This is a genomic window from Brevundimonas sp. TWP1-3 (assembly GCF_049896085.1).
Classification (GTDB): domain Bacteria; phylum Pseudomonadota; class Alphaproteobacteria; order Caulobacterales; family Caulobacteraceae; genus Brevundimonas.
In genome coordinates this window covers 791794-807234 of record NZ_JAFCTP010000001.1, presented here as the reverse complement: position 1 = coordinate 807234, position 15441 = coordinate 791794, and the positions used below count along the sequence as shown (strand labels likewise).

16 protein-coding genes are annotated in these 15441 nt (G+C 66.0%); 6 read left to right on the top strand and 10 right to left on the bottom strand.

Annotated features, from left to right (window positions below; all coding sequences use genetic code 11):
* The first annotated feature begins 39 nt into the window (after positions 1-39).
* On the top strand, positions 40-1227 hold the full coding sequence (gene dapE / locus ACP693_RS04065) for a succinyl-diaminopimelate desuccinylase (protein WP_426018778.1): 1188 nt from the start codon (positions 40-42) through the stop codon (positions 1225-1227).
* A 984-nt stretch (positions 1228-2211) separates the two neighbouring features.
* On the opposite strand, the gene ACP693_RS04060 is transcribed toward dapE, so the two are convergent.
* The gene (locus ACP693_RS04060) at positions 2212-3516 is read right to left on the bottom strand and encodes an amidohydrolase (protein ID WP_426018780.1); all 1305 of its coding nucleotides are present in this window, start codon (positions 3514-3516) and stop codon (positions 2212-2214) included.
* Positions 3517-3606: 90 nt separating this feature from the next.
* On the opposite strand from ACP693_RS04060, the gene ACP693_RS04055 reads away from it, so the two are divergent.
* Together ACP693_RS04055 and ACP693_RS04050 are read left to right on the top strand one after the other, a co-directional pair.
* Positions 3607-3960: a hypothetical protein gene (locus ACP693_RS04055; RefSeq protein WP_426018782.1), complete on the top strand. Its 354-nt coding sequence runs from the start codon at positions 3607-3609 to the stop codon at positions 3958-3960.
* A gap of 56 nt (positions 3961-4016) precedes the next feature.
* Entirely contained in the window at positions 4017-4451 is a 435-nt protein-coding gene (locus ACP693_RS04050) for an SRPBCC family protein (protein ID WP_426018783.1), read from the top strand.
* On the opposite strand, the gene ACP693_RS04045 is transcribed toward ACP693_RS04050, so the two are convergent.
* The 9 genes from ACP693_RS04045 to ACP693_RS04005 all read right to left on the bottom strand — a co-directional run bounded on the left by ACP693_RS04045 (position 4448) and on the right by ACP693_RS04005 (position 13688).
* Positions 4448-5428 carry a type II secretion system F family protein gene (locus ACP693_RS04045; protein ID WP_426018785.1) on the bottom strand — a complete coding sequence of 327 codons (981 nt, stop codon included), beginning with the start codon at positions 5426-5428 and terminating at the stop codon, positions 4448-4450. The two genes, ACP693_RS04050 and ACP693_RS04045, sit on opposite strands and share 4 nt — an antisense overlap.
* Positions 5429-5438: 10 nt before the next feature.
* On the bottom strand, positions 5439-6416 hold the full coding sequence (locus ACP693_RS04040) for a type II secretion system F family protein (protein ID WP_426018787.1): 978 nt from the start codon (positions 6414-6416) through the stop codon (positions 5439-5441).
* Between the two features lie 3 nt (positions 6417-6419).
* Positions 6420-7907: a CpaF family protein gene (locus ACP693_RS04035; RefSeq protein ID WP_426019635.1), complete on the bottom strand. Its 1488-nt coding sequence runs from the start codon at positions 7905-7907 to the stop codon at positions 6420-6422.
* Between the two features lie 162 nt (positions 7908-8069).
* Positions 8070-9629 carry an AAA family ATPase gene (locus tag ACP693_RS04030; protein WP_426018789.1) on the bottom strand — a complete coding sequence of 520 codons (1560 nt, stop codon included), beginning with the start codon at positions 9627-9629 and terminating at the stop codon, positions 8070-8072.
* A gap of 4 nt (positions 9630-9633) precedes the next feature.
* Positions 9634-10308: a CpaD family pilus assembly protein gene (locus ACP693_RS04025; protein ID WP_425986360.1), complete on the bottom strand. Its 675-nt coding sequence runs from the start codon at positions 10306-10308 to the stop codon at positions 9634-9636.
* A 5-nt stretch (positions 10309-10313) separates the two neighbouring features.
* Positions 10314-11828 (bottom strand): type II and III secretion system protein family protein, encoded by a 1515-nt coding sequence (locus ACP693_RS04020; protein ID WP_426018792.1) that lies wholly within the window; start codon positions 11826-11828, stop codon positions 10314-10316.
* 26 nt (positions 11829-11854) lie between these two features.
* On the bottom strand, positions 11855-12772 hold the full coding sequence (cpaB, locus tag ACP693_RS04015; protein ID WP_425986363.1) for a Flp pilus assembly protein CpaB: 918 nt from the start codon (positions 12770-12772) through the stop codon (positions 11855-11857).
* A 117-nt stretch (positions 12773-12889) separates the two neighbouring features.
* Entirely contained in the window at positions 12890-13408 is a 519-nt protein-coding gene (locus tag ACP693_RS04010; RefSeq protein ID WP_425986365.1) for an A24 family peptidase, read from the bottom strand.
* Between the two features lie 103 nt (positions 13409-13511).
* Positions 13512-13688 (bottom strand): Flp family type IVb pilin, encoded by a 177-nt coding sequence (locus tag ACP693_RS04005; RefSeq protein WP_425986367.1) that lies wholly within the window; start codon positions 13686-13688, stop codon positions 13512-13514.
* Between the two features lie 241 nt (positions 13689-13929).
* Here ACP693_RS04005 and ACP693_RS04000 point away from each other — a divergent pair, with 241 nt between their 5' ends.
* Genes ACP693_RS04000 through ACP693_RS03990 form a run of 3 tightly spaced genes read left to right on the top strand, consistent with a single transcriptional unit; the run spans position 13930 to position 15441 of the window.
* On the top strand, positions 13930-14343 hold the full coding sequence (locus ACP693_RS04000) for a pilus assembly protein N-terminal domain-containing protein (protein ID WP_426018794.1): 414 nt from the start codon (positions 13930-13932) through the stop codon (positions 14341-14343).
* An 8-nt stretch (positions 14344-14351) separates the two neighbouring features.
* A complete protein-coding gene (locus tag ACP693_RS03995) occupies positions 14352-14900 on the top strand; it encodes a TadE/TadG family type IV pilus assembly protein (RefSeq protein WP_426018796.1) in 549 nt (182 codons plus the stop codon).
* Entirely contained in the window at positions 14893-15441 is a 549-nt protein-coding gene (locus ACP693_RS03990; protein ID WP_425986373.1) for a TadE/TadG family type IV pilus assembly protein, read from the top strand. The genes ACP693_RS03995 and ACP693_RS03990 overlap by 8 nt, the downstream gene beginning before the upstream one ends.

The window sequence follows — 15441 nt, the reverse complement described above, 5'->3', positions numbered from 1 at the left end:
CCTTCTCGCCTTGGCGTGTTTTCCCTAAAGCATAGCTGCATGAGCCGCGCATCAACTCCTGTGATCGATCCTGTCGAACTGACCCGCGACCTGATCCGCATTCCGTCCGTCACCCCCGCCGACGAGGGGGCCATGGACGTGCTGGAACGCCATCTGACGGCCCTGGGCTTCACCTGCCGTCGGCTGGCCTTCGAGGGGCCGGGGGGCGAAGGGGTCCATGCGCGGATCGAGAACCTGTATGCGCGGCGCGGGACCGCCTCGCCCAACCTGTGTTTCGCCGGCCATACGGACGTGGTCCCGACCGGCCCGTCGGAGCAGTGGTCGTCGCAACCCTTCACCGCCGAGGTCCGCGACGGCCTGCTGTACGGACGCGGCGCCGTGGACATGAAGGGCGGGATCGCCGCCTGGGTCGCCGCCGTGTCCCAGGTCATCGCCGAGGGCGAGCCCGAAGGCTCCCTCTCCTTCCTGATCACCGGCGACGAGGAAGGCCCGGCCCTGCACGGCACCAAACGGGTGGTCGAGACCCTGGCGGCCGAGGGCGAGGTCATCGACGCCTGCGTGGTCGGCGAACCCTCGTCGTCGCAGCATCTGGCCGACATGATCAAGGTCGGGCGGCGCGGCTCGCTGAACACCTGGATCACGGTCACCGGCAAACAGGGCCACGTCGCCTATCCCGAACGGGCGGCCAATCCGGCCCCGGTGATTGCCAAGCTGATGAGCCGGCTGAACGACCATGTGCTGGACGATGGCTACGAGCACTTCCCCCCGTCCAACCTCGAAATCACCACCATCGACATCGGCAATCCGGCGACCAACATCATTCCGGCCCAGGCCAAGGCGCGGCTGAACATCCGCTTCAACCCCAGCCATACCGGCGACGGACTGATCGACTGGCTGAACCGCGAGGCCGGGGCCATGCAGGCCGAGACCGGGCTACAGATCACGCTGGAGCACCTGTGCTCGGGCGAGGCCTTCCTGACCGAGCCCGGCGTCTTCGTCGCGGCGGTGCAGGACGCGGTCGAGGCCGTCGCCGGCCGCCGGCCCGAGGCCTCCACCACCGGCGGCACCTCCGACGCCCGCTTCATCCGCGCCCTGTGCCCGGTGCTGGAACTGGGCCTGGTCGGCCAGACCATGCACCAGATCGACGAGCGCGTGCCGGTGGCGGAGCTGGAAACCCTGACGGCGGTCTATCGTCGGGTAATCGAGACGGTGTTCGAACGGTTGTAACGACACCTGTTACTGGCCAATTCTGCTGAATCTGGCTGCAGTTGGTCCGCCCGCAAAACCCGACCTTTTGTGTGTTCTGAGAAGGACGGGAAGGAAACATACTGGACGATCTACCGAGGACCAGCTTAGCTCGCTGTAATTCTGGAGGATGTCTGTGGGTTGGTTTGCAAAACTATTCGGACGCTCAACGGAGGTGGCCAAATCGCCGCAAGCTGAGCGTCCCCTACGCTCAAGCATCGAGCCGCCGCCGGGACTGTTGCCTAAGAGGGGCCACGTTCAATGGCGAGCTGGCTCTTTCCCTACAGAGGTTGTCGGCGAAAGCCACTATCAAAGGGCGATTATGGCTCAATGCGGCGGGCATACCCGCTACGGCGTCGAACACGAGTGCATCGCCACGGTCCGGCCCGACCCGTCGAATAAATTCGACCTGAATGCCGTCGAGGTGCTGATCGGTGGACAGCGCGTTGGGTTCCTATCCCGATAAGAGGCCCCTCGCATGAAGGAAGCCCTTTTGGCTGTCGGCTTAGGCTCTGCGACATGTGGAGCCCGCATCAACGGCGGTTGGCGGACAAACCAATATGACGAGGGTCATTTCGGCGTCAGGCTAGCTATACCAGGATGGGGTCCGCTAGATTTCGGAGGGGGTCTAGTTCACGGAGAACCAAGGGTATGGCCCAAAAAGGATCGCACCTCCCGACCCGTCTCAAGTGGTGCTGGCCCCTTAGTGGGAAGGCGAATAGCTTTTATGGGGGCCGCGCAGAGTAAGTTACCTGACGAACTCGCTGCCATGGGGGCAACCATCGTTGCAGGCGTTGGTAAAACGACCACTGACTTGATCGTAATAGGTGGAGACCGGCCGTTCACATTTGGAGTCGAAAGAAGCCGCACCTTTGTGACCGCTAGCGAAGCAGCTATGTCAGGTCAGCCAATTCGCATCTGGGGAGAGTCTGAATTTCGGAAGGCGCTTCCACCCGCAATCGTTCCTTAATTCCGTTCCAAGAACCGCAACGCCGTCAGCACATGCGTCTTCACCCCCAGCGGCAGGACCTTCTCGTTCGGTGAGAACTCTGGCGAATGGTTCGGGGCGGACTGTGACGGGTCCACGCCGTCGGGACTGGCCCCGAGATGGTAGAAGACGCCGGGGATGACCTGCTGGAAATAGCTGAAGTCCTCGGCCACCGTGGTCGGGGGCGTGGCGGGGTTCACATTGCCTTCGCCCGCAGCCTCGGTCAGGACCGGGGCCAGCCAGGCGGACAGGCCGGGGTCGTTGAAGACCAGGGCGGCGTTCTGTTTGACGCCGAACTCGGCGGTGGCGCCATAGGCGGCGGCGACGTGGTCGATGGCGGTCTCGGCCCGGGCGACCAGGGCGTCGCGCTGGGTGACGTCGAAGGTGCGCAGGGTGCCCGACAGGGTCGCGCTGTCGGGGATGATATTGTAGCGGACGCCGGCGTTCAGGGTGGCGATGGTGAAGACCGTCGGGGTGGTGGTCGGATCGACCGTGCGGGCGGTCAGGGTGTTGACCGTCTCGATCACCTGGCCCGCCACCGCGATCACATCGACCCCGCGCCAGGGCCAGGCGCCGTGGGTCTGTTTGCCCTTCAGCACGATATCGACCCGGTCCGAGGCGGCCATGAAGCCTTCGGGCCGATAGAAGACGCTGCCCGGACGGCCCGGCACGACGTGCAGGCCGAAGATGGCCTCGGGCTTGGGATCGTTCAGCGCGCCCTCGGCGATCATCAGGGCGGCGCCGCCCTTGGGTTCGCCGGGAGGGGCGCCCTCCTCCGCCGGCTGGAAGACGAAGACCACCGTGCCGGCGATCCGGTCCTTCATCCCGGCCAGGACCTCGGCCGCCCCCATCAGCATGGCCATGTGCATGTCGTGGCCGCAGGCGTGGGCGACGGGAACCGTATTGCCCATGTATGTCCCGGTCGCGGTGGAGGCGAAGTCGAGACCCGTCGCCTCCTGCACCGGCAGGGCGTCCATGTCGGCGCGCAGAGCCACGACCCGGCCGGGCCGCGCGCCGCGCAGGATGCCGACGACGCCCGTCTTGCCGACCCCGGTGCGGACCTCCAGCCCCAGGGACCGCAGGTGTTCGGCGATCACCCCGGCCGAGCGCGTCTCGGCGAAGCCCAGTTCGGGATGCTGGTGGAAGTCGCGACGCCAGGCGGTCACCTCGGGCATCACGCGCTGGACGGCGGCGTCCACGCTGGCCGCATCGACGGCCTGGGCGTTTGCAGCACCGGCCGCGAGCAGCAGCGCCAGGGTGGAGGCGGCGAACAGTCGGCGCATGTGAAGGTCCCGTGAAATTTGAAGCCTGATCGCAGGTGACGGCGCCGCGAGCGCTTGTGCAAGCCGTCGCGAACGGCGATCTCTGTCGGCATGGCCGAGAAGGACTTCAAGAGCGCGAAGACGGAATGGCGGGACGTGGTCCTGGTGTGCCGCAAATGCTCCAAGAAGCTGGACGGCGGCTTCGGCCCCGGCGGCGACCTGACGCTGAAGAAGGCGCTGCGCAAATATCTGCACCTCAAGAAGGGCAAGCAGGGCCGCAAGGGCGGGCTGATCGTCACCGGCGCCGACTGTTTCGACATCTGCCCCAAGGGCGGGGTGGTCGCGGTCAACTCGGCCCAGCCCAAGAAGCTGCTGATCATTCCCGCCGGCGCGGACCTGTTCGAGGTCAAGACGCGGCTGGGGCTGGACGACGGGCGGCGGCTGAAGCTGGTCGAACCGGACTGACGCAGGTTGGCGGGTTGCGCCTTCCTTCCGGCGACGAGCCGTGCCAGAGCGAAACCATGGATGACACTCGTATCGAAAAACGCGTCGGCGTTCAGGCGACCTCGGACCGGATCTGGGATCTGATCGCCGACCTGTCGGGCTGGAGCGCCTGGAACCCGGTGGACACCGATGTCGAAGGCGCCATCGCCTATGGCGGGCGGCTGACGATGACCGAGGCCTGGCCCGACATGCCCGAGCGCCAGGCCCTGGCCCAGGTCGTCGAATGGCAGCCGCGCATGCGTCTGGTCTGGGCCGAACGACGCGGCTTCCTGTTCCAGAGCCTGCGCTACATCCAGATCGAGGAGCTGGGCCCCGGCAACTGCATCCTGACCGTCGGTATCCGCTTCTCGGGCCTGCGCGGCGAACTGTTCCACGACAAGCACCGCCCCGCGATCAAGGCGGCGCTGGAGCGCGCGGCCGAGGGCCTCAAGGCGGCGGCGGAGGCCGGTTAGCCGCCCTCTTTCATCATATCCATGACGTTCAGGATCGCCGGTCCCAGGATGACGATGAACAGCACCGGCAGGAAGAACAGGATCATCGGCACGGTCAGCTGCGCCGGCAGGGCCGAGGCCTTCTTCTCGGCGGCGGACAGGCGCAGGTCGCGGTTTTCCTTGGCCATGACGCGCAGGGCGGTCGCCAGCGGCGTGCCATAGGTCTCGGCCTGGGTCATGGCGGTGGCGACCGACTTCACGCCCGGATGGTTGGTGCGCTTGCCCAGATTTTCATAGGCCATCCGCCGGTCGGGCAGATAGCTGAGCTCGGCCGACAGCAGCGACAACTCCTCGGCTAAATCGATCGACGACGCCCCCATTTCCTGGCTGACCTTGGTGATCGCCGCCTCGATGGACATGCCGGCTTCGACGCAGATCAGCAGCAGGTCCAACGCATCGGGAAACGCCTGCATGATCGAGGTGCGGCGCTTGGTGATGCGGTTCTTCAGATACAGATTGGGCGCATAGAAACCCGCGACCGCCGCCGCCATGACCAGCGTCAGCTTGTTCATCGTGGGCCAGTCCACGATCTTGATCACGAACATGTAGAAGGCCGCCAGGATCATGAAGACGAAGGGCGAGGCGAAGCGGAAGAAGTAGAAGGTCGTCAGCGGGCGCGGCCCGCGATAGCCGGCCTGGGCCATCTGACCGGCGACCTTGGGGTCCTCCAGCAGCTTGGTCAGGTTCAGCCGATCCACGATCCGCTTCTTGAACCCGTCGTCGGTGTGACGCAGCGCGCCCTGGCCGGCCGCCATACTGGCGCGCGAGCGGCGCTTCAGATCGTCGCGGCGTTCGGCGACGGCCTTCATCCGCTTGTCCAGCTTCACCCCGCCGCTCATCGACGAGAGCAGGGTCATGACGGTGGCGAAGACCAGCACGCCCACGCCGATGCTGAGCAGGTTCTGCGGGTCGGTGATGAAGCGAATGAAGCCTTCCATTACTCCCGCCTCAGAACTTGAACGAGATCATGCGCTTCATCACGAAGATGCCGGTCGCCATCAGGCAGACCGCCATCAACAGCATGAAGTTGCCGCGGAAGTCGGTGAACAGCGGCATCATGTAGGACGGCGTCGTGAACATCACCATCGTCATAACCGCAGGCGGCAGGGAGGCGATGATGCCTGCGGAGGCCAAGGCTTCGGACGACAAAGCCTTGATCTTCTCGCCCATCATCCGGCGCGCGCGCAGCACGCCCGACAGGTTGCCCAGGGCCTCGGCCAGGTTGCCGCCGGTCTTCTGCTGAATGGCGATGACGATGGTGAAGAAGCGCAGTTCCGGCGTCGGCATCCGCTCGAACATCTTGTCCAGCGCCTGCTCCAGTGTCAGGCCGACGCCCAGGCCCTCGACCAACTTCTGGAACTCCGGCCCCAGCGGCGCCGGGCTTTCGCGGCCGATGATCTTGAAGCATTCGTGGACCGGCAGGCCCGACTTGATGCCCCGCACGATGACGTCGACGGCGTTGGGAAACTCCAGCGAGAACTTCTTCATCCGCCCCTTGGCCAGGAAGCCGACGACCCAGCGCGGCAGGCCCAGGCCGAACACCAGGGCGAGGCCCAGCACCGCGAGAACAGGCAGGCCGAGCACGAAGGCGACCAGCGCCGCCACCACGCCGACCACGGCGGAGATGATGTAGAAGGTGCGCACATTCAGGCTGAGACCTGCCTGTTTCAGGCGCGCGGCCAGGGTGGTGCGCGCCTTGCGTTCGCGGCGATCCGCTTCCTGAAGCTGGATCAGGATCTGTTTGCGCCGCGCCTCGGGCGTATTGGCGGCGGCCGCCTTGCGGGCGATAGCGGGGTTCTTCTTGGCCTCGCCCAGGCTTTGGGCGCGCTTGACCGCCTGGGCCGACGAATCGTCGCCCCCGACGAAGACCCAGCCCAGGCCGCCGATGGTGATGAAGGCCAGAACGGCGGCGAGGATCGGCAGCATGGTCTACTCCGCCGCGTCCAGGGCGTCGGCCAGCTCGCGCTCCAGCCCGTAATAGCGGGCGCGATCCCAGAACCGCGGACGGGCGATGCCGGTCGAACGGTGCCGGCCGATGATCTTGCCGTTCTCGTCCTCGCCGGTGATGTCGTAGACGAACAGGTCCTGGGTCACGATCACGTCGCCTTCCAGCCCCACCACCTCGGTGATGTGGGTGATGCGGCGCGAACCGTCGCGCAGGCGGGCGGCCTGGATGATCACATCGACCGAGCCGACGATCATCTCGCGGATCGTGCGCGAGGGCAGGCCGTATCCGCCCATGGTGATCATGGATTCCATCCGGCTGATGGCTTCGCGCGGGCTGTTGGCGTGCAGCGTGCCCATGGAGCCGTCGTGGCCGGTGTTCATGGCCTGCAACAGGTCGAAGGCCTCGGGACCGCGCACCTCGCCGACGATAATCCGCTCGGGACGCATCCGCAGGCAGTTCTTCACCAGGTCGCGCATGGTGATCGTGCCCTGGCCTTCCAGGTTCGGCGGGCGGGTTTCCAGACGCACCACGTGCGGCTGCTGCAGTTGCAGTTCGGCGGCGTCCTCGCAGGTGATGACGCGCTCGGTCGGGTCGATGAAGGCCGTCAGGGTGTTCAGCAGGGTCGTCTTGCCCGAACCCGTACCGCCCGAGATGACCAGATTGCATCGCGACGCGCCGATGACGCCCAGGACGCGCGCGCCCTCTGGACTGATGGAGGCGTACTCCACCAGGTTCTTCATCGTCAGCTTGTCTTTCTTGAACTTCCGGATCGTCAGCGTCGGGCCGTCGATCGCCAACGGCGGAGCGATGACGTTGACGCGCGAACCGTCCGGCAGACGGGCGTCGCAGATTGGGCTGCTCTCGTCCACGCGGCGGCCGACCTGGGACACGATCCGCTGGCAGATGTTCATCAGCTGGGTGTTGTCGCGGAAACGGACGTTGGTCAGCTGAACCTTGCCCGCCACCTCGATGAAGACCCGGCCGGCGCCGTTGACCATGATGTCGGCGATGTCGTCACGCGCCAGCAGCGGCTCCAGCGGCCCATAGCCCAGGACGTCGTTGACGATGTCCTGAACCAGATGCTCCTGCTCGGCGACCGACATGGAGACGTTCTTGATCGCGACCAGTTCGGCGACGATGTCGCGGATTTCTTCCGACGCGGCCTTCTGGTCGAGATGCGCCAGCTGAGCCAGGTCGATGGTGTTCATCAAGGCATTGAAGATCGTCGTCTTCGTGGCGTGATAATAGTCGCTCTGTTCCCGGACGATCTCGGCGACGGCCTGGGCCTTCTTCAGCTGCTCAAGACCCGCAGTGGCCTTCGGACCCGTTCCGGCGACGTTGCCGGTCGGGCGCGGAGCATCAGGAGCCGGCTTGGGCTTGGGACGCGAAGCCAGCGCGTCCAGGCGATCGGCCGGCGCAGGCTGGGTGGGCGCAGACGCGCGATCGAAGGCGTCCGCCGCCGGTTCCATATCCTCGTCGGCATAGGCATAGGCCGGCGCCTTGGCCGCCATCGCAGGAGCGGCGGCGTCCATATTGAACACCGACACAGGTTCGCCGCCACCGGGCGCAGGGGCCGGACGCAGGGGCGCCGGCGCGGCGCCGGGCTGACCTGTGCGTTTGCCGAACATCCGTCAGCGCTTCTTGAACATGTTGGCGAACAGGGATTTCGAGGCGCCGTCAGCCGGCTTGGTCTTCTCGGCCTTGCCGGCCTTTCCCGGCTTGGCCTTCGGTCCCGCCACCATGGGCAGTTCGCGACGCGACACGATCTGGGCCAGAGTCTGGAAGGCCTCGGCCGCCTTGGTCTTGGCCCCGGCGTCCAGGATCATCTGGCCATTGTTGGCGGCGGCGCCGAAGGTCTTGGCGTCGAAGGGAATGATCAGGCTGGGGTGAACCCCCAGGGCGGCGCCGAAGTCCTTGGCCGGGATCTCGGGACGCCCCGGCACGCCGACCTGGTTCAACACCAGGCGCGGCGGCGCATCATTGGGGCGGCCCTGACGGATCAGATCGATCATGTTCTTGGCGTTGCGCAGCGAGGCCAGGTCGGGCGTGGCCACCACCACCACCTCGTCGGCGCTGATCAGGGTGCGGCGCATCCACGGCGACCACAGGTGCGGCAGGTCCAGCACGACGAACGGCGCCGTGGCGCGGATCTGATTGGTGACCTCCTCGAACGCCTCGGTCGAGATGTCCCAGTCCGTGTCCAGGCTGGCGGGCGCGGCGAACAGGCTCAGCTTGTCGGTGCAGCGGACCATCATCCGGTCCAGCAGGGTGGCGTCCAGCCGGTCCGGCTGGCCCAGGGCGTCGGCGACGCCGCTCAGCGGGTCCTGGTTGAAGTCCAGGCCGGCCGTGCCGAACGGCAGGTCGTAATCGACGATGACGGTGTTGGCGCCGATCCGCTCGGAGATCGCATAGGCGGTGTTGTGCGCCACGGCCGAGGCCCCCGCCCCGCCCCGTGCGCCGACGAAGGCGATGGTGCGGCCGACGAAGGGCTGGGCCGGATCGTTGAACAGGCCGCCGATGGCCGCGATCAGTTGCAGCGGCTGTAACGGCGCGACCAGATATTCACTGACCCCGCGCCGCATCAGCTCGCGGAACAGGATGATGTCGTTGGTCGCCCCGACGACGATCACCTTGGTGCCCGCGTCGCAGACCTCGGCCAGTTGATCGACTTCCCACAGCAGGGTCTGGGGGTCTTTCAGGCACTCGACGATGATCAGCGGCGGCGTCGGTTCGTGATGATAGGTCTCGACCGCAGCGGCCACGCCCCCGACGCGGATCTGGGTCGTCGCACGCGACAGGCGTCGATCCTGGGCCGCGCGTTCGGCGGCCGCCAGCGTATCCTGGCGCTCGGCGAAAACGTGGATAGCGATGCGCGGCACCGACACCTCGCCGATGGCGCTGGACGGCGCCAGGCCGGCGGAAGCAAGGCCGGTTTCCACCAGGCTGGCCTGAGCCTGGGCCACGACGTCGCCGACAGGGTTGAAACTTGCGGTCTCGGGGACATAGGCGGGCGCTGCTGAAACAGGCGCAAGCGATTGGGGCGCGGGCTGAACCGGCGCGGCGGCCGTGAACTGAAGCGGCGCCCGGGCTTGATCGGCCGAAACCTCAGCCAAAGGTTCGGCGAACTCCATATCGACGTCGAAGGCGTCGTCGAAGGTATCGAACACGCGGGTGACGGGGGCTGTGCTCATGGGTCTAGTTCACCGCACGGGAGACGGCGGTCTCCTGGATCAGCGTTTCGGCTTCGGCCGCCGTCGGCTTGCCGGCCCGGTAGAGATCGAACACCACAGTGCGTCGTCCCGCGTCGGCAGGCGTCATCGCACGAGGTCTTTGAATGTCGCGCGGATCCTCGATCTGGGCGGCGAGGTTGGCCGTGACTGCGCAACCGAAGTTCGACGCGGACCGGTTGTCTCCGGTGCGGCTCAGATTGCCCCAGGTCGTCCCGCATTGCGGCACGGCGGCGCGGACGGTCTGATAGCCGACCACCACCGGCGCCCTCGGATCTGGCGCGGCATAGCTGACAAGGGTGATGCGATCCGGCGACACGCCGGACGACGCCAGTATGGACTTGATGTCATAGGCGGTCTTCAGCGCGACCGGATCGTTTCCGGCGGGCGCCTCGATCACCATCGGCACGGCGTCAATGTAGCGATAGCGTCCGACCAGGGCCTGCAGGGCCTCGGCCTGCGCCGGCGACAGGCCGGTGTCGTGAACCGCCAGGGCGATTCGGTCCAGGTCGGGCTCGACCTGAAGCTGATAGCGCGAGGTGGGTGTCAACGGCGGTTCCCCGCCCAGGCTTGCCGGCCCGCCGACACAGCCGCCAAGCGAAAGCGTAGCAGCCAAGAAAACGATAATCGGGGTGCGGTTCATGTCGCTCACTCGATCACATAGCCGACCGAGCCGGCCGGGGGCGCATTGGGCAGGCCATAGACCTGGTTCAGCTGTCCGAAGAGGATGGTCTGGCTGTCTTCGGCGATCCGCAGGCCGTCGGCCGGCGTCTGCATCCGGCCAGGCGAGGTCGGGCTGACGATATAGGGCTCGACGATGACCACCAGCTCGGTCTCGCCCATCAGATAGTCGCGCGAGCGGAACAGGGATCCCAACACCGGCAGATTGGTGACGCCGGGCAGCGAATCCACGGTCTGGCGGCTGCTTTCCTGAAGCAGGCCGGCGATCATCATCGATCCGCCCGAGGGGATTTCGATGGTGTTCTCGCTGCGACGGACCGTCAGGCCCGGCAGGGTGATGGAGGACGGCGTTCCCGCACCGATGGTCAGGCCGCCCTGCGACGACAGTTCGGACACCTCGACCTTGACCTGCAGGCTGATGCGGCCGCCCGACAGCACGACCGGACGGAAGGCCAGGCCCACGCCATAGGGCTTGTACTGAACCGTGATCTGGCCCTGAGCGTCACGGCTGGCAGGAACGGGGAACTCACCGCCGGCGAGGAAGCTGGCGGCCTCACCGTTTACGGAGGTCAGGTTCGGCTCGGCGAGCGTGCGCAGCAGACCCACGCGCTCGAAGGCCTTCAACATGGCCTCGCCCTTGTTCAGACCATCCGAGCCCGGACCGGTGCCCGCAGCCGCGGTATCCCAGTTGGAGGCGTCTTCTGGACCGTTGACAGTGAAGTTGCAGAGCGCTCCGACGGGGAAAGCCCCGCCGCAGGGCCGCTGCAACTGATAGTTCTTGGTCGTGTCGATCGACGTTCCGGTGCTGATGCCGCCCAAAAGCGCGCCGTTGACGCCCCAGGTGGCTGCATTGCCCAACAACCATTGGGTGTCGCCGAGGCGGCCGATGACCGCAGACGTGTTGAAGCCCAGCTGCTTGATGACGTTGCGCTGAACCTCGACCACGCGGACCTTCAACGTCACTTGATCCGACCCCGGCACAGTGATCAGGTTCAGGACCTTTTCGGGCGCGGACACGAAGGCGGCGGCGATACGGCTGGCCTGGGTCGATTGTGCAGGGTTCTCGGCCACGCCGCTCAGGATGATGCTGTCGTTGACCGCCTCGGCCTTGACCTGGCCGCCTGGGATCATGCGGTTCAGCGTGTCCTGTAGAGCGCTTGTGCCCGCATCGACGCGGACGCGCAGGCTCAAGATCGTACGTCCGGCCCCGTCCAGGAAGACGGCGTCGGTTTCGCCCGGCGCGATGCCGATCACAGTAATGCGGCGCGGCGAATGCAGCATGGCCTCGGCCACCTGCGGATTGGACACGATCACGTCGCGCGCATCGGCGGGCAGATCGACGGCGAACGACGTGCCGCGCGGAAGATTGATCATTTGCGGCGCGGCGCCCATCGACACGGCGGTCCGCGTCTGGGCCACGCCGGCCGGCACGGCGGTCAGGCTGGCCAGAAGAGCACACGCGACGGCGGCGGTCTTTTGCATCGCGGATCGGCGCATCGAAACGGCTTTCATGGGACGGCGACCACTTCGGGCGCGCCGCCGCGATAGATGCGAACGGCTTGGGGTTGGGCCGTCGCCGCAGCGCGACGGTGCGTGGCGCCGGATGGGCCGGCCGTATCGGCATAGGAGCGCAGCGACAGCGACAGTTCGCCCTCGGCCTTGGCTTGGGCCAGCATTTCCGCGTCCTGCGGACGGACTTCCAGAGTGGCGGTCGCGCCGACCACCGCCTGTTCGTCGTCGCCGGCGCGCGTCGATTGGTCGATGGCCAGCACCTTGATGTTCTGCAGAACGGTGCCGGAGATGAACTTGGACTTGGAGGCGCCTTCGACCGCGCCGTTGCGATTGGTTTCGGCGGTCAGGACCACATCGACCCGGTCGCCCGGCAGGATGAAGCCGCCTGCGGCGGATTCCACGGTGACGGCGATCGCCATCGCGCGCATCCCCGGTTCGAGATAGGCGGCCAAATAGCCGCTGTCGCCGGCCCGCACGATCTTGCGCGCCACGATCGGTTCACCGGCCAGAATGGGCTCGCGCACGACCGAGCCGATATAGTCGGACTTGGCGCCGGGCCCGGCCATGTCGGTCACGGCCTTGGCGACGCCCTCAACGGCCCCGCTTGTCTTCTCGGCCGCGTTATCGGCGGCGGGCTTGGCGGGAACGGGCGTGGAGCCGTCGGTGATGAAGACCGGATTGACCTCGTCGACCGGCCAGTCCTTCCAGGCCAGATCGCCTTCGACCAGACGTTGGCCGGGCTCCAGATCCTTGGCGGCGACCAGCACCTTGGCCATCGGGCGCGTCTCGACCTGAGCGGCGGCGGCCGGTGCGGCGGGTTGGTTGGACGACGACCCCATGGCCCGGACCACCAGGGCCAAACCGATGGCCGAGACGGCGGCGATGCAGATGACGACGATACGGGCGGGCTTCATCCAGAATGTCTCCAGCAGGCGCTGTGTTCGGATTCAGTCCCCGAGGCCTACCGTTAACGATCATGACCCTTACGGGTTAACGCTTCCTAAGCGGTGCGAACGCTGGTCCGTGCAACCTCAACGACCCGACGCGAAGGTCAGCAGCAGACCGCTTTCCGGCAGGGCCAACAGGGCGCCAGCGGCGATGGCGACGCCATAGGGGATGTCGCCCTTGGGCTGCATCAGATTGACGACCCAGCCTTGCGACACCGACGGCGCGACCATCGGGAAATATTGACGCGCGGTCATCAGGAACAGGCAGAAGGCGCCGCCCGCGATGCCGGTCCACAGCAGGAAGGGCGCGACGCCGGTCGATCCCATCCACAGACAGCTGGCGGCCAGCAGCTTGGCGTCGCCGCCGCCGACCCATCCGGCCGCGAACATGCCCATTCCGACCAAAAGTGCAGCCACGCCGATCCCGACGTGAATGGCGATGTCCATCGGCGCGGCGCCGATCAGCAAGGCGACGGGAAAGAAGGCGGCGATCAGGGCCAGGGAGACCCAGTTGGGAATCTTCATCGTGATCAGGTCATGCAGACCTCCGACGATCACGAGGGCCGGAAACACGCCGAGCACGATGAGCAGCAGAATATCCATGACGCCTATCTTGCCCGGCAGGGCTTAAGGTTGGGTTGCCAAAAAGAAAAGGGGCCGGAGCTTTTCAGCTCCGGCCCCCGTCTCTACGTCGATCACTCGACGATTACGTGTTCGCTTTGTTCAGTTCGGTCGAGACCTTGGTGAAGGTCGCCTTCAAGCTGGTGCTCATGGTGCCGAGCACCGTGATCAGAGCGACGGCGATCAGAGCAGCGATCAGGCCGTATTCGATGGCGGTGGCGCCCGATTCGTCTTTGGCGAAGCGCGAGATGAACTTGGTCATGGGTAGGTCCTTTTTTTTCAAAATGGTCTAGCGAGCAACTTGGCGGGGGGAGCCGGTAGCCCGCTTGACCCCCAAACGCAGGATCAAAATGCCAGACCCCCGTTAAATCTGAGTCACGAGGTTTGGTTACGCGCAGATTTACCAAAGAAAATTCTCATCCCGACGCTTCAGCCTTTGTTGAGAATCATCGGCGCATCATGCGTGCGTCCGCGTCCGCACGCGCCGTCATTCAGAGCCGCCGATGTCTCGCATCTCCGCCCCCGTCCTGGCGCAAGTCCTCGCCTTCGCCCTCGTCGCCGCCCCCATCGCGGCGCATGCCCAGAACGGACCGCTCAACGTCGAGATTGATCGTTCGACCCGGGTCCAGCTGCGCGGCGCGGCCGCCTCGGTCATCGTCGGCAACTCGCAGATCGCGGACGTGTCCATGGTCGACGCCAACACCCTCTTCATCGTCGGCAAGGGCTATGGCGTCACCGAGGTCGCCGTGATCGACAGCGTCGGCCGCACCCTGTTCCAGCGCGAGATCGTCGTGTCCGGGGGCTCGACGGGTTCGGTTCGCGTCTGGCGCGGCGCCCAAGCGACGGAAATGGCCTGCGGCTCTTCCTGCGCGCCCAGCGTTCGCGTCGCTCCGACAGCCGCGCCGACCGCCCCCTGACCCCGGATATGAGCGCCCCGGATCTATCGGCCGCCAGTCAGCGTCGTTCGCGGCGCCGACCCAAGCGTGAAGGCGCGGCGGCCGTCGAGTTCGCCATGGTCGCTCTTCCCTTCTTCCTGATGATCTTCTCGATCCTGGAACTGGGCGTCGTGTTCATTCTGGATTCGGTCATGGAGACGGCGACCACCGAAGCCGGCCGCCTGGTCCGCACCGGACAGGCCGATCAGCAGAAGTTCAACGCCGCCCGCTTCAAGACCGAGTTCTGCAGCCGCATGATGCTGTTCGAAAGCGACTGCGCCAATCGCGCGACCGTGGACGTCCGCGTGATCCCCAAATTCACCGAGCCCAATCCTCCCGATCCGATCACCAACGGCGCGATGGACGAGAAGAAGACCATCTACGACGGCGGCAAGCCTGGCGATTTCATTCTGGTCAGCGTCTGGTATGTGCATCCGCTCGCTACCCCGATGTTGAGCCAGGCCACCTCGCCGCTTGGGGTCGGCAAGATCATACTGCGCTCCACGACCGCCTTCCGCAACGAGCCCTGGAATGCGTAGGTCCGGCCTGATCTCATGCTTCAGGGCGCTGGGACGCGACACGCGCGGCCTGGCGGCGGTGGAGTTCGCCTTCCTCGCGCCGATCCTGATCGTGTTCTATTTCGGCATGGTCGAATTCTGCCAGGGCTATATGGCGCTGAAACGCACGGGACATGTCGCCGCGATGACGGCGGACCTGGTGTCCCAATCCGATTCGGTCACCAAGACCGAAATCCAGGATATGCTCGCTTTCGGCGATCTGATTATGAAACCTTTTGCAGCGAGCGGCCTAACCCAGCGGGTCTCAAGCGTCACGCGGGTCAATGCGACGACCTACCGGGTCGATTGGAGCGTCGGAAAGGGCATCACCGCGAAACTGACGGTGGCGGAAGCCAAGCTCCCTTCCGACATGCTCACCGACGGCGAATCCGTCATCGTGTCCGAGGCGAACTACGACTACAGATCGCCGTTCGATCGCGTCGCGCCCTACGTCACCCAGTTCAAGCGGATGGCCTATCTGCGTCCCCGCACGGCCGACGTGATCGCCTGCACGGGCTGCTGA